Here is a 14,156-nt window from a genome sequence, read left to right as displayed (position 1 = left end):
AAGAGTATGAAGAAATTAATTATATTAGCTATATTTTCTTTATCACTTTTGAGTACCCCTCAATTAGCTGCAGAAGTTAATTTAACGGAAACACTTAAAGCTGGTAAAGAAATTGCCCAAAATATTTGTTCTGGTTGTCATGGTGTGAGTGGTAAAGCCGAATCTGGTGGAAATTCTGGTGCAGTACCAAATATATATGCACAAGAAAGAGATTATCTAAAAATAAAGCTTAAAAATTATAAGTCTGCAAAATTACAACATCCTCAAATGACCATGATAGCTCAGATGCTATCAGACGAAGATATTGAAAATGTTTCAGAATGGTATTCAAGAATAAAAGTTAAAGTATTTGATCCAGAGATAGAATTATCAGAACCGAATTAAGTTAAGCAATTAAACTGTTTTTGGAAAACATACACCAACACCTATTTGTCCACCACCTTGTTTATTATAATAAGTATTAGAATATTTTGCATAACGAGTAATTTTATTAAACGTAAAAGTATTAATCATCTTTTCATTTAAAAAATGACCAACTAAAGCTTTTTCATTATTCAGGATAATTTCTAAAGAAAAAAGATATCTTTTTACCTCTTTATCAAAAATTTTAATCTCATCATTATTTGAAATATAAAAATCATAGTCTATAGTTTTTTGGCTCCATTCATTTTTGTCTGTCTCATAAAATTTAGTGTCCATTTTACAAAAATGTTCTAGTTTTTTTTCTTCTGTAAAAGAATTAAAAGGTAAAAAAAGTATAAACAATATAAAAAAATATTTCATATCAATTTTATTTAAAAGAATAATCTTTGAATAAACCAATAAAGACCAATGGATGCAATAATTAATGAAAGAGGTCTTGTAACTTTATTACGATACCATAATCTTTTTTGGAACAACAATGCTATAAAAACATAAGATAAAAAAATTACACTAATTTGCCCAAGTTCAACACCCACATTAAAAGAAATTAGACTTGAAATAAATAATCCATCTGAAATTCCAATTTCATTTAGAATACCAGCAAAACCCAAACCATGAAGTAATCCAAAAATAAAAATTATATAAGGTCTCGTTTTTTTTATATTTTCAGTAAATAAATTTTCAATAGCAATAAAACAAATAGATAAAGCTATAATAGGCTCCACAATAACAGATGGAATTTTAATTAAATTTAATACACCTAAAAATAAAGTAATTGTATGAGCCAATGTAAATATTGATACCTGTAGCAGTAAAGGTTTTATTTTGGGTGTTAACAAAAATAAGGCTAATACAAACAAGATATGATCTAAACCTTTGGGTATTATGTGTTTAAACCCTAAATGAGTGTATGATCTGATATTATCAAAAAAATCTACTTCTTTTTTATTTTTAGGGTTAAACCAGTCTGATTTTTTACCAGTCGCGATTAGTTTTGAATATAAATCTTCATTATTAGGAGAATTAACTCGTAAAATAATTGATCCTAAATTTTTGTCCCAAAAAAATTTTAAGTCTTCATCCTTTATATTTTGAATATCAAAATCAACAATAGTATCCCTAGCAACGTTGGTATTTCCAACCCCAGGTATATCTATATTCAGTAGAACTAAGTTATAATTAGAGTTAGTTGATATTAAATAAATTTTGTTTTGAAGGTTTTTTATTTTAGAATTAAATTTTTCAAGCAACTCAACTGCACTCATATTTCTTAAGCTTTCATATTTATCAGATTGTTTAGATTCTTTCGTATTCGAGTGATTTATGTCTACTTCTGCAATAATAGCCTCAAGATTTAATCGGATTGATAAAGTGGCATTTGTGATATTGTCTTCTTCATAAATATTGAGATTTGCAATTGCTGGACGCAATTCATGAGCATAAGATGATTGTATGAAAAATAATAAAAATATAAATATCTTAAAAAACATTAACTTATTAAAGCAGATTTTTTATTTTTTTGCAGTCTTATTATTTATTACTTTTTTGAAATTTAATTCATACGCACATGAATTATGGCTTGAGCCAGTTAACTTTAAATTTAACAATAAGGAAGTATCGAAGATACATATTAATATAGGCCAAAATTTTATAGGTTCTCCGTTTGGCTATTATGAACCAAATAAAAAAAGCTTATATTTGGAAAATAAAAATAAAGTAATAAATTTACCTCAGAGAGATGGAAATTTTCCAGCTATCCAAACACTAATTTTAGATAAAGGTTTTCATATTTTAAATTATGAAACAAATTATGAATTCTTAAAATATGAGTCTATTGAAAAGTTTGAAGATTTCTTAAAAGAGCAAAATTTTGAAAGCACTTTAAACAAATTTGATAAAAATAAGCTGCCCACAGAGAGTTATCGAAGATTTGCAAAAGCATTAATGACAAATGGTAATAAAAGTTTTTTTATTCAAAAGCCAAAATTAGACTTTGAGATTATTGCTTTAACTTCACCATATAACTTAAAGGAGGAGATATTTGAGTTTCAACTATTTGAAAAGGGCAACCCTCTAGAAAACTGGCAAATTACTATCTTCAGTAGAGATGAGGAAAATAGCTACAAGGAAATTGTAAAAACAAACCCAAATGGAGTAGGAAAAATAAGGATTTTTGAAAATAGAACCTATTTATTGAGTGCAGTTAAGTTGGACAAAGCAAATTATATAGAAAAACTAAAATATAAATCAGACTGGTTTAGCTTGTGGGCAAGCTTAACATTTAAAAAATAATGCAATTTTAAGTTGTAGTTATAATAGTCGTATCATTGAATTAGCCTTATATAACAAGTGTTTTTTCAAAAAAACTAAACACTATTCATTAGACTCTAATTTTATTTTGTGCTTAAAATCATACTAGTTAATTAACTAATATAAATAACAAGGAGAGAAAAATAATGATTAAAGAAAAAAAATCATTGAAGAATTCAACTTCTTCAAGACGTAAGTTCTTTAAGACTGCTGCTAAAGCTGGTGCTGTAGCTGCAGCAACTGTTGCAATGCCAAATATTGCAACTGCAGGATCTCACGCTACTGTATTAAAGATGCAAGCTGCTTGGCCTTCAGGCGCAAACATCTTTTTTGAAATGGCGCAAGACTACTGTAACATGGTTAGCGATATGTCAGGTGGATCACTTAAAATTGATCTTCAGCCTGTAAACGCAATTGTTAAAACTTCAGAAATCGGAGCGGCGGTAAGCGATGGAATCGTTGATATGGGTCACTGGGTGACTGCGTATTGGTACGGTAAAAACGCTGCAGCTTCACTTTTTGGAACTGGTCCTTCATACGGAATGTCATCTCAAGAAGTTATGGGATGGATGGAGTATGGTGGAGGAAGAAAATTATATGAAGAAGCAGTAGCTAGTGTTGGATATAACTACACTGGATTCTTTCATATGCCTATGCCAGCACAACCTTTTGGTTGGTTCAAAAAGAATGTAACTAAAGTATCTGATGTTAAAGGTATGAAGTATAGAACAGTTGGTCTAGCGACTAACGTTTTAACTGCTATGGGGATGGTCGTAAGACAATTACCAGGTGGTGAAATCCAACCAGCAATGAAAACTGGTTTGATCGATGCTGCTGAGTTTAACAACCCAACATCAGACTCACAGTTTGGAATGCAAGATGTCTCTAAACACTATCACTTAGGAAGTTTCCACCAATCTCAAGAGATGTTTGAAATTCCTATGAACACGAAGAGACTGAACAGCCTTTCACCTGCTCATCAAGCTATCTTGAAGAACGCTGCTTATGCTGCTAACTCAGATAACTACTTCAAAGCACTTGTTAGATATTCTGACAGTTTAGCTGATTTGATGAACACACATAAGGTTAACGTTTACCAAACATCTGATGCTATTTTAGCTGAACAGTTAAAAGGTTGGGATAAAGTTGTTGGAGAATTCTCTGGAAAAGATGCATTCTTCAAAAAAGTGGTAGACTCTCAAAAAGCATACGCTAAGAAAGTAATGAAGTACTTGCTGATGAATCAGCCTAATTACAAACTAGCTTATGAAAATGAGTTTGGACCAATTGGAAAAGTTAAAATCTAATTAACTTTTTAATAATTTAAGAAGGGGGTTTCGGCCCCCTTTTTTTATAGTACAGTTTTTAACAAAATTAGAGTATCCTATTCAAATCATGATGAGAGCCTACATAAAATTAGCTGACACGTTAAGCACTTCGATAGGTAAGGCTTTTTCTTGGTGTATAGTTATTTTGATGGGTGGAACTTGTTATGAAGTTATGATGGCCTATGTATTTAATAAGCCAACACTTTGGAATTTTGACTTTAGCATGCAGATGTATGGTGCAATATTAATGATGTCAGGTGCTTATTGTTTAGCAACCGAATCTCATGTTAGAGGAGATGTAATTTACAGATTATTTAAACCAAGAACACAAGGCTATATTGATTTAGTACTTTATTTTATTTTCTTTTTTCCTGGTGTCGTGTCTTTAGCATTTTATGGCTATGAATATGCTGCACTTGCTTGGAAGATAAAAGAAACTAGTTGGAGTAGCCCAGCACAAATTAATATTTATATGGTAAAATCCTTAATACCAGCTGCGGGAGTATTTTTAGTTATTCAGGGAATAGCCGAAGTATTTAGAGCAATTATTTGTATTAAAACTGGACATTGGCCAGCAAGAATGGTTGTTGCAGAAGAAACAGAACAAATTTTAATGAGAACAGCGCAGGACGAGGATCAAAAAGATGTTATTTAGTTTAACAAATCCAGAAGTTGCCATCTTCATGATGGGGATATTTTTATTTGCGGTGCTATTAGGTTTTCCAATTGCCTTCACCTTGATGGCAATGGGAATAGGTTTTGGATATTATGCTTATTACGATCCTGCTTTAATGGATCACATATTTGATAATAGGATATTTTCTTTATTTGTAAAAAATACTTATACCGTTATGGATAATAACGTGCTCACCGCCGTCCCACTATTTCTATTTATGGGGTATCTAGTTGAAAGAGCTGGAATTGTATCAAAATTATTTTTTGCAATAAGACTTGCAGCTCACAGATTGCCAGCTTCAATGGCAGTAGCTGCTCTAATAACATGTACTTTATTTTCTACAGCCACAGGAATTATTGGTGCCGTTGTAACCCTAATGGGTCTACTTGCTTGGCCTGCAATGGTTAAAGCAGGATATGATAAAAAATTTGCTTCAGGAGTAATTTGTGCGGGTGGATGTTTGGGTATTTTAATTCCACCTAGTATCATGTTAATTGTTTATTCAGTAATAGCTCAGTTATCTCCTTTGAGATTATTTGCTGCAGCAATTTTTCCAGGACTTTTACTTGCAGGACTTTATATAGCTTATGCAGTAGGTAGAGCTTGGCTCCAACCATCAATTGCACCTAAGCCAAGAGCAGAAGATATTCCGCCACGAGCTGAAATTTTAAAAGAAGTATTAGTTTCTTTTGTTCCTCTTTTTGGATTAATTATGTTAGTTCTTGGAACAATCTTAGCAGGTATAGCAACGCCAGCAGAGGCAGCAGCAGCAGGAGCATTTGGTGCTATATTGTTATCTTGGTTTTACAAAACACTTAAATGGCAAAGTTTTAAAGAATCTGTTTTTCTAACAGCAAAAACTACAGCGATGATTATGTGGTTATTCATTGGTTCTTGGACTTTTTCGTCTGTATTTTCTTATCTAGGTGGTCATGAAATTTTTGAACATTTTTTTACATCAATTGAAATATCAACTTGGCAATTTTTAATTATTACTCAAGTAATAATTTTTCTTTTAGGATGGCCATTAGAATGGACTGAAATTCTAATTATATTTGTTCCAATATTTTTACCCTTACTTGAGGTGTTTGATGTTAATCCATATTTCTTTGCAATGTTAATCGCTCTAAATTTACAAACATCATTTTTAACACCTCCCATGGCTATGTCCGCTTATTACTTAAAGGGCGTTCAAAAGAAAAATGTTGAATTGATGGAAATATTTGCCGGAATTATGCCTTTCTTAGGAATAGTAATATTTGCTATGTTTCTTATGTATATGTTTCCAGGTATTGCTTTGTGGCTACCAGAAACGTTATTTGCAAACTAAATAATTTAAAATGTTAAATATATTTACTCTAACAACTAATAAATTAGTTGAGCACTTAAAATCGGGTCAGATTTCTTCAGTAGAGGTTTGTAATCAATATATTGAGAGAATTGAAAAATTTGAAAAAGATGTAAAGGCGTGGGAATATTTTGATAAAAAAAAGCTTTTAGAAAAAGCTGCTGAAGCAGATGAGTATAGAAAATCAGGAAAACCTCTTGGGTCTTTGCACGGTCTACCAATAGCAGTTAAAGATATAATAGGTACTTTTGAAATGCCTACTGAATGTGGTTCTCCTGTCAGAAAAAAAATGCCAAGCTCACAAGATTCTGAAGTTGTTAATCTACTTAAGATTGAGGGGGCAATAGTAATGGGAAAGACTGTAACTACTGAACTTGCATATTTTCACCCAGGCAAAACTACTAACCCACATGATAATTCAAGAACACCTGGAGGATCATCAAGTGGCTCTGCGGCTGTTATAGCAGCACATATGGCACCATTATCAATTGGATCACAAACTAACGGCTCAATTATTAGACCTGCTTCTTACTGTGGAGTTGTTGGTTATAAGCCCTCTTATGGGTTGATTTCACGAAGTGGAGTGATGAGACAATCTGATAAATTAGATCACATCGGTGTATTTGGAAAAACGGTAGAAGATGTTGCCCTATTTGCAAAATCATTAATAAAAAAAGATTTATACGATCCATCAACTATTCATTATGCGGCAGATGAAATGTTAACTGTTTGTAAAAAAGGACCACTTTATGAGCCAAAATTTATTTTTTATAAAACAAAAAACTGGAAAAATATTGATAAAGAATCTCAAAAATCTTTTGAGTTCTTTATAAAAACTTTTAAAAAAAATATTGAAGTATTCGATACCCCTTCTTATTTTGATGATATTCCAAAATATCATAAAATAATTCATGAAACAGATATGGCAAATAATTTTCAAGGTTATTATAAAAAATCAAAAAAACATCTTTCTAAAGAAATGGTCAGTGCAATTGAAAGAGGCCTAAAGTACTCAGCCAAAGAATATGCTGAAGCGATAGATTTTATGAAGAGAAGTTATGAGTCTTACAAAGAGGTTTTTGAAGATTACCATGGGGTGTTAACTCCATCATCAGCAGGGGTTGCACCGAAGGGTCTCAAGAGCACTGGAAGCCCTGAATTTTGTACTATTTGGACTTATATGGGTCTACCATCTATTTCATTACCTTTACTTGTTGGAGAAAATAATTTACCATTAGGTATACAGTTAATTGGAGACAAGCTAGATGATTTAAGATTTCTAGGTGTAGCCAACTGGCTAGAAAAAAATTGTAAAAAATATGCTAAATAAAATAACAACTCTATTAGGATCAGGCCTTGCAACATTATTTCTTATAGGTCTTGCAACAACTTTAACTAGATCTTCAATGATAGGATTTTGGGATATATTACCAGTATATATTTTAATGGCAGTAGCAATTTATATGATGTTCTACGAAGCTTTTTTCGATAAGAATTAAATCTTCCTTTAAGTGAATAATTCTAAAAATAGCTATTTACCTTTTTTATTATTATTTATTCAGCCAATTTTTATGGCTAGCAACTTAATCGTTGCAAGAGGTGGGGTTGAGTACGTTCCTCCAATATCTTTAGCTTTTTGGAGATGGACTGCAGTTTTTTTAATATTACTACCATTTACCTACAGTTCTTTAAAAAAAAATTTTAAGTTTGTAAAACAAGAATATAAAAGAATATTTTTCATTGGATCGATGGGTTGTGGAGTTTGTGGAGCTTTTCCATTTTTAGCTGGTCAAACAACAACTGTTACCAACATGGGAATTATATATTCCTCTTCTCCAATTTTTATAATCATAATCTCAAGTTTATTTTTTAAGGAAAAAATAAATCTTCTTAGAATTATTGGACTAGTTTCATGTTTAATAGGTGTTTTTGCCATTATTATTAAAGGTGATTTATCTTTATTAATTAGTCTTAAATTCACAATTGGCGACCTCTGGATGCTAGCTTCTGCAATAGGTTGGGCTCTTTATTCTATCTATCTATTTTATTGGAAAACTAATCTAAAAATTTTTGATAGATTTACTTTGATTGCATTTTTTGGAGTGGTTAGCTTGCTCCCATTTTATCTAATCGAAGAGGCTTTTTTTGTAAGAACTGTATTTAATTCTGATTTTTTTATGTGGGTTTTATTTGCAGCTATTTCACCGGGAATTATAGCTTTTACCTTGTACACAATGGCGCAAAAAAAACTTGGGGCATCTATAACTGGTTTTACTCTTTACATTTTTACAGTTTATAGTGCCATTTATGGAGTTTTATTCTTTAATGAGCAGCTCGAGTATTATCATTACATAGGGACAGCCCTTGTTTTTGGCGGGGTATATATAGTTAAGAGAAAAGTTTAAATAAATTAAGCCACAATCTAAACAAATAATTTACAAATTTCATATTTATACAATAAGTATGAAAAAAATTGTTAGGACTTTATTTATTATAATCTTTGTAGCTAATTTTACTTATGCGGATGAAAAAGATTATTCTGCGGATAATTTTTTTCATATAGGTCAGATGAATTCACATGATGAAAATTTTAGTCTTTATTTTAAAACTAGAGAAAAACCTATTTTAGCACGAGGGGAAGAATCTAATTATATAACTGATTTTCCTCAGGATCTTTATATGTATAACTATAAAACAAAAACTTCACTTCCTCTAATTTCATACGAGTGGTTTCCTTCAAAGGCTAAATTTTTTTTAGAAGAGTATGATTTTCCAGTGTTCCCTGAAGATTTTGCTTATTATTTATTAAAAGATAATAATACATTAGTTATGATTAGTGCTATTAAGAATATTAATAAAAATTTTCAATTCGATATTACTAATAAAAAGTTAAATCAATATCCTTCTAGTGGAAAATTTGAATTTATAATTTCATCGATCGCAAAAAACTGTGGTCACTCACAATTAAAAGAAAATTATAAATGTAATTATTATAAACCTTTAATTTCGAATAATTTAATCAATTAATTTGAGTAAATGCTTCTGCAAATTTTTCTGCATTAAAAATTTGTAAATCATCCTCTTTTTCACCAAGTCCAAGAGCAATTATTGGAAGCTTATATTTTTTAGCAAGGGCTAATAAAATTCCTCCTTTTGCAGTACCATCTAATTTTGTCATTATCAAACCAGTAAGAGGTATAATTTTGTTAAACTCTTCAACTTGACTGATAACATTTTGGCCAGAGGTTGCGTCAAGCACTAGGATTACATCGTGAGGAGCATCTGGATCTATTTTTTTTGTTACATGGGCAATTTTTTTGTATTCTTCCATTAAATTTTTTTTATTTTGTAATCTCCCTGCCGTATCGATCAAAACATGGTTAAAATCGTTCTTTAATGCCTCTTCTATTGCCTTGTAGGCAACTGATGCCGGGTCGGATCCTTGAGTAGATTTTGTAATTTGCACATCAATTTTATTAGCCCAACTTTCTAATTGTTCTATAGCAGCTGCTCTAAACGTATCACAGGCAGAAAACATAACTTTATTACCATTAGATTTTAAAATTTTACCAACTTTTCCAATAGTTGTTGTTTTTCCAACCCCGTTAACTCCCGATACTAGGACTGCATTAAGTTTTTCTTTTTTATTAAAAAAATTCTCATTTTCCAAAGGTTTCATTAAAGTAACTATATAGTTTCTAAGAATCAAGTTTACCTCATTCATAATATCTTTTTTGGGGTCAATTTTTTCTTGAGCAATAATTTTTTTAATTTCTTCAGCTGCAACAAGACCAACATCTGATTGAATCAAATATTCTTCAATTTGATCTAATGTTTTGTCATCTATTTCTTTTTTTACAATTATATCTCTTAAACCAGATGTAAATGTAGAAGCACTTTTCTTAAAACCAATTTTAAATTTATCAAAAATTCCCATTACAACTTAATGTTGATATTTTTAATATCAGACACAGGTCCTTTCATATGAATGCTATTTCTTTCATCAATAGAAATTGTTAAACTACCTAATGCAAACTCTATATCTGTAGTTTTTTCTACCAGATTATTAATGTTAGCTGCAACAGCTGTTGCACAAGCTGCCGTCCCACAAGCCTTGGTAAGTCCAGCTCCTCTTTCCCAAACTTTTACTTTTATTAAATTTCTATTTATAACTTTGGCCAGGGTCACATTACATTTTTCAGGAAATAGAGGATGATTTTCAATTTTCGGACCAATATTTTTTAAGTCAAATGCTTCAATATCATCTACAAAAAAAATTATGTGCGGATTGCCAACATTTATGGCTATTCCACCAATATGTTTGGTAGTATTTCTATCTATAATTTCAATTTTTAAGTCTTGAGTATCTAGCTGCTTACTTAATGGAATTTCTTGCCAATTAACTTTTGGTATACCAATTTCAGTCTCGACTAAATTATTTCCTAAAATTTTTGATTTTAGTGAGCCAGAAGTTGTTAAGAGCGTTATTTCTTTTTTACCACTTTCTTTTGATAGAAGATCTGCCACACACCTAGTGCCATTTCCACAAGCACCAGATATGCTTCCATCTGAATTAAAAAATTCTACATTTGCATCTATTTCTTTATTTTTCTTAATTAGGATGAGTTGATCGCATCCAATAAAACTACGATCACATATCTTAATTATTTGATCTTTATCTAAATTAAAATCTTGGCTTCTTTGATCAATAATTACAAAATCATTGCCTAAACCATCCATTTTAAATGCTTTAATATCCATATACAGATATTTAACTTATTTATTGACTTTTTGAACCTCTATTATAGGTTGATTTCGTTTCCACAAAAACGTTAAATTTGTGGTGTCTTTGGAAACAAAGAGATCAACACTAGTCAGCGATATTCGCCCACTAGTGCGAAACTGCTGTGCGTAATAAATATGTTTGAAAACTTAACAAATAAATTCGAAGAAATTTTTTCTTCTTTAAAAAAAGCACCTTCACTTGACGAAAAGCAAGTAGATGAGGGTTTAAGGGCTATTAGGCAGGCCCTCTTAGAAGCTGATGTCTCTTTAGATGTAGCTAAAGATTTTATAACAAAAGTTAAACCTAAAGTATTAGGTCAAGAGATAATCAGATCAACTTCACCAGGAGATATGGTTGTTAAAATTGTTTATGATGAACTAGTAAGCCTTTTAGGCGAAAGCAACACAGATATTAATTTAAATGCAGTTCCGCCAGTTCCAATGATGCTAGTTGGTCTTCAAGGTTCTGGTAAAACTACAACAACAGCAAAATTAGCCAAATACTTAGAAAAAAATAAAAAGAAAAAGATAATGATGGTTAGCCTTGATGTTTACAGGCCTGCTGCCCAAGAACAATTAAGGTCTTTAGGAGAACAAAATAATATTTTAACACTTCCTATAATTGAAGGACAATTACCAGCAGACATTTGTAGAAGAGCAGTTAGTGCTGCAAGCTTAAATGGAGCAGAAATTATATTGTTTGACACAGCTGGTAGAACTCAAATTGACCTTCAGATGATGAGCGAAATTAAACAAATAGAGAATATAATCAATCCAACTGAAACATTTTTAGTTGCAGATTCTTTAACAGGGCAAGTTGCTGCAGAAGTTGCAAAAGAATTTAAAAATACGGTAAACTTAACAGGTATTGTTTTAACTAGAGCCGATGGTGATGCAAGAGGTGGTGCAGCTCTTAGTATGAAATATGTTTCTCAAGTGCCAATTAAGTTTTTAGGGGTAGGAGAAAAAATAGAAAACTTAGAAGTTTTTCATCCAGATAGAATAGCAAATAGAATACTAGGAATGGGAGATATTGTTTCCCTTGTAGAAAAAGCAGCAGAAGATCTTGGTGAAGAAAATTTAAAAAAAGCTGAAGAAAATTTGAAAAAAGGACAATTTTCTATGGAGGACTATCTATCCCAACTAAGACAAATGAAAAAAATGGGTGGTATAGAAGGAATAATGTCATTTATGCCAGGTGTTTCAAAGATGAAGTCACAGATGGATGCTGCGGGAATTGATGAAAGTATTATTACTAAAAACGAAGCAATAATTTTGTCTATGACCAAAAAAGAAAGAGGGAATCCTAAAATCATAGATGGTTCTAGGAAAAAAAGAATTGCTAATGGCTCTGGAACAGATGCGGCCACTATCAATAAATTGCTTAAGCAATTTAAAATGATGTCTGAAATGATGAAGAAGATGTCAAAAGGAAACCTGAAGGGTATGTCTGATAAAGGAATACCTCCAGAGCTACTAAATCAACTTAAATAAAAAAAGGAAAAAAAATGATAAAAATAAGACTATCAAGAGGTGGAACAAAGAAAAGACCAGTATATAAAGTAGTTATAGCTGACAGTCGTCGTGCAAGAGATGGAAGATTTATTGAGAAGGTAGGATTCTTTAATCCACTTTTACCAAAAGATAAAAAAGAAAGAGTAGGACTAGAAGCAGAAAGAATTAAATATTGGTTAGGTCAAGGTGCTCAACCAACTACTAGAGTTGCAAGAATTTTAGGTGAAAATGGTATTATAGCAATACCTGCAAACGGTAGTAATCCAAGTAAAGCTATTCCTAAAAAAGAAAGAAAAAAAGAAGGAGACGAAGCAGCACCAGCAGCAGCTCCTAAAGCAGAAGCAGCACCAGCAGCAGAAGCTCCAAAGGAAGAAGCTCCTAAAGCAGAAGCAGCACCAGCAGCAGAAGCTCCAAAGGAAGAAGCTCCTAAAGCAGAAGCAGCACCAGCAGCAGAAGCTCCAAAGGAAGAAGCTCCTAAAGCAGAAGCAGCACCAGCAGCAGAAGCTCCAAAGGAAGAAGCTAAATAGTTGGATTCATGTGGCAAGCTCAGATATTCACACTCTATCCTGATTTTTTTCCTGGCCCTTTAAATAAAGGGCTATATGGAAAAGCTTTAACAAATAAAATTTGGGATTTAAAAGTTGTAAATTTTAGAGAGGCTGCTGAGGACAAACATAAAACAGTAGACGACACCCCTTTTGGAGGTGGATCTGGAATGCTGTTGAAAGCTGACATTTTAGCAAAATCTCTTGATGAAAATAAAAAAGAAGGAGAAAGAATTTTTTATTTATCACCAAAAGGAAAAAAGCTTGATCAGAAATTAGCACTAGAACTGTCTAAAGAAAAATCTATTAGTTTAATTTGTGGTCATTTTGAAGGTGTTGATGAAAGGTTGTTATCTACAAGGAATATAGAAGAACTTAGCATAGGAGATTTTATTTTATCTGGAGGTGAAACAGCAGCATTTGTTGTACTAGATAGTGTTCTAAGATTGCTTCCAGGTGTCTTAGGAAATGAACAATCAAAGCATGATGAGAGTTTTGAGAACGGACTTTTGGAGTATCCTCAATACACAAAACCTCAAATTTGGGAGGAAAAAAGCGTTCCAGAAGTGCTATTATCAGGAGATCACAACAAAATTAAAGACTGGCGTTTATCACAATCAGAGGCTATAACACGCGTCCGAAGACCAGATTTATGGGAAAAATATAAGAAAAATTAATTTGATAAATACTAATATGAAAACAATTGAAGAAATAAATCAACTAAACGTTAAAAAAATACTATCTGAGAAGAAAATCCCAGATTTTTTTCCAGGAGATGTAATAAAAGTTGGTGTTAGAATTACAGAGGGTAAAAAAGATAGAATTCAATATTTTGAAGGTGTGTGTATAGCTAGAAAAAACAGAGATATAAATTCTTCATTCACAGTTAGAAAAATTTCATTTGGTGAAGGTGTTGAAAGAACATTTCCGCTATATGGTACTGTTATAGATACAATTACAGTTATCCGTCATGGTAAAGTTAGAAGAGCAAAATTATATTACCTAAGAGACAGAACAGGTAAATCAGCTAGAATTGCAGAAAAAATTAGAAAAAAAATTGGTATAGAAGTTGATGTTAAACCAGAAATGGTAACAGAAGAAACTTTAGCACCAGTAGCTGCAGAACCTGTAAAACAAGCAGAAGTTCAAGCAGAACCTGTAAAACAAGCAGAAGTTCAAGCAGAACCAAAAATAGAAAAATCAGAAGAAAAAAAATAATTTTTTTT

The 14,156-nt window shown here is 31.5% G+C and carries 17 protein-coding genes; 13 read left to right on the top strand and 4 right to left on the bottom strand.

What is annotated here, in order from left to right; genetic code table 11:
- Window positions 1–6: 6 nt before the first annotated feature.
- On the top strand, window positions 7–384 hold the full coding sequence (locus AC5SLW_RS06185) for a c-type cytochrome (RefSeq protein ID WP_018413637.1): 378 nt from the start codon (window positions 7–9) through the stop codon (window positions 382–384).
- A gap of 9 nt (window positions 385–393) precedes the next feature.
- Here AC5SLW_RS06185 and AC5SLW_RS06180 read toward each other — a convergent pair whose 3' ends face one another.
- Window positions 394–783, bottom strand: coding sequence for a hypothetical protein (locus tag AC5SLW_RS06180; protein WP_494573995.1), 390 nt, complete (start codon window positions 781–783; stop codon window positions 394–396).
- Window positions 784–794: 11 nt separating this feature from the next.
- A complete protein-coding gene (locus AC5SLW_RS06175) occupies window positions 795–1,913 on the bottom strand; it encodes a HupE/UreJ family protein (protein ID WP_018413635.1) in 1,119 nt (372 codons plus the stop codon).
- 55 nt (window positions 1,914–1,968) lie between these two features.
- Here AC5SLW_RS06175 and AC5SLW_RS06170 point away from each other — a divergent pair, with 55 nt between their 5' ends.
- The 8 genes from AC5SLW_RS06170 to AC5SLW_RS06135 all read left to right on the top strand — a co-directional run bounded on the left by AC5SLW_RS06170 (window position 1,969) and on the right by AC5SLW_RS06135 (window position 9,112).
- Entirely contained in the window at window positions 1,969–2,715 is a 747-nt protein-coding gene (locus tag AC5SLW_RS06170; protein ID WP_494574987.1) for a DUF4198 domain-containing protein, read from the top strand.
- Between the two features lie 164 nt (window positions 2,716–2,879).
- Complete coding sequence (locus AC5SLW_RS06165) at window positions 2,880–4,040, top strand: TRAP transporter substrate-binding protein (RefSeq protein WP_006997644.1); 1,161 nt, start codon at window positions 2,880–2,882, stop codon at window positions 4,038–4,040.
- A 91-nt stretch (window positions 4,041–4,131) separates the two neighbouring features.
- A complete protein-coding gene (locus AC5SLW_RS06160) occupies window positions 4,132–4,716 on the top strand; it encodes a TRAP transporter small permease subunit (protein ID WP_011281580.1) in 585 nt (194 codons plus the stop codon).
- Window positions 4,706–6,067 carry a TRAP transporter large permease gene (locus tag AC5SLW_RS06155; protein WP_006997646.1) on the top strand — a complete coding sequence of 454 codons (1,362 nt, stop codon included), beginning with the start codon at window positions 4,706–4,708 and terminating at the stop codon, window positions 6,065–6,067. Before AC5SLW_RS06160 ends, AC5SLW_RS06155 begins: the two co-directional genes overlap by 11 nt.
- Window positions 6,068–6,077: 10 nt before the next feature.
- Window positions 6,078–7,415 carry an amidase gene (locus AC5SLW_RS06150; protein ID WP_006997647.1) on the top strand — a complete coding sequence of 446 codons (1,338 nt, stop codon included), beginning with the start codon at window positions 6,078–6,080 and terminating at the stop codon, window positions 7,413–7,415.
- Window positions 7,405–7,584: a hypothetical protein gene (locus AC5SLW_RS06145; RefSeq protein ID WP_006997648.1), complete on the top strand. Its 180-nt coding sequence runs from the start codon at window positions 7,405–7,407 to the stop codon at window positions 7,582–7,584. The genes AC5SLW_RS06150 and AC5SLW_RS06145 overlap by 11 nt, the downstream gene beginning before the upstream one ends.
- A 12-nt stretch (window positions 7,585–7,596) precedes the next feature.
- Window positions 7,597–8,490 carry a DMT family transporter gene (locus tag AC5SLW_RS06140; protein ID WP_011281578.1) on the top strand — a complete coding sequence of 298 codons (894 nt, stop codon included), beginning with the start codon at window positions 7,597–7,599 and terminating at the stop codon, window positions 8,488–8,490.
- Window positions 8,491–8,548: 58 nt separating this feature from the next.
- Window positions 8,549–9,112 carry a hypothetical protein gene (locus AC5SLW_RS06135; protein ID WP_494574984.1) on the top strand — a complete coding sequence of 188 codons (564 nt, stop codon included), beginning with the start codon at window positions 8,549–8,551 and terminating at the stop codon, window positions 9,110–9,112.
- On the opposite strand, the gene ftsY is transcribed toward AC5SLW_RS06135, so the two are convergent.
- Together ftsY and dapF are read right to left on the bottom strand one after the other, a co-directional pair.
- Window positions 9,105–10,022: a signal recognition particle-docking protein FtsY gene (ftsY, locus tag AC5SLW_RS06130; RefSeq protein WP_271616582.1), complete on the bottom strand. Its 918-nt coding sequence runs from the start codon at window positions 10,020–10,022 to the stop codon at window positions 9,105–9,107. The two genes, AC5SLW_RS06135 and ftsY, sit on opposite strands and share 8 nt — an antisense overlap.
- On the bottom strand, window positions 10,022–10,846 hold the full coding sequence (dapF, locus tag AC5SLW_RS06125) for a diaminopimelate epimerase (protein WP_018413629.1): 825 nt from the start codon (window positions 10,844–10,846) through the stop codon (window positions 10,022–10,024). The genes ftsY and dapF overlap by 1 nt, the downstream gene beginning before the upstream one ends.
- Window positions 10,847–11,005: 159 nt before the next feature.
- Between dapF and ffh the strand changes: the two genes are divergently transcribed.
- From ffh to rplS, 4 genes are read left to right on the top strand one after another with little or no spacing between them, the layout of a single operon-like run.
- The gene (ffh, locus tag AC5SLW_RS06120; protein ID WP_006997653.1) at window positions 11,006–12,364 is read left to right on the top strand and encodes a signal recognition particle protein; all 1,359 of its coding nucleotides are present in this window, start codon (window positions 11,006–11,008) and stop codon (window positions 12,362–12,364) included.
- 14 nt (window positions 12,365–12,378) lie between these two features.
- Window positions 12,379–12,912, top strand: a complete 534-nt coding sequence (gene rpsP, locus AC5SLW_RS06115; RefSeq protein WP_494574981.1) for a 30S ribosomal protein S16 — start codon at window positions 12,379–12,381, stop codon at window positions 12,910–12,912.
- An 8-nt stretch (window positions 12,913–12,920) separates the two neighbouring features.
- Window positions 12,921–13,607, top strand: coding sequence for a tRNA (guanosine(37)-N1)-methyltransferase TrmD (trmD, locus tag AC5SLW_RS06110; protein WP_006997655.1), 687 nt, complete (start codon window positions 12,921–12,923; stop codon window positions 13,605–13,607).
- Between the two features lie 16 nt (window positions 13,608–13,623).
- A complete protein-coding gene (gene rplS / locus AC5SLW_RS06105) occupies window positions 13,624–14,148 on the top strand; it encodes a 50S ribosomal protein L19 (protein WP_006997656.1) in 525 nt (174 codons plus the stop codon).
- The last annotated feature ends 8 nt before the right edge of the window (window positions 14,149–14,156 follow it).

The organism is Candidatus Pelagibacter sp. PS_40 (assembly GCF_059417765.1).
The sequence above is the reverse complement of the archived record's forward strand: the minus strand, read 5'-3'. Positions and strand labels throughout refer to the sequence as shown.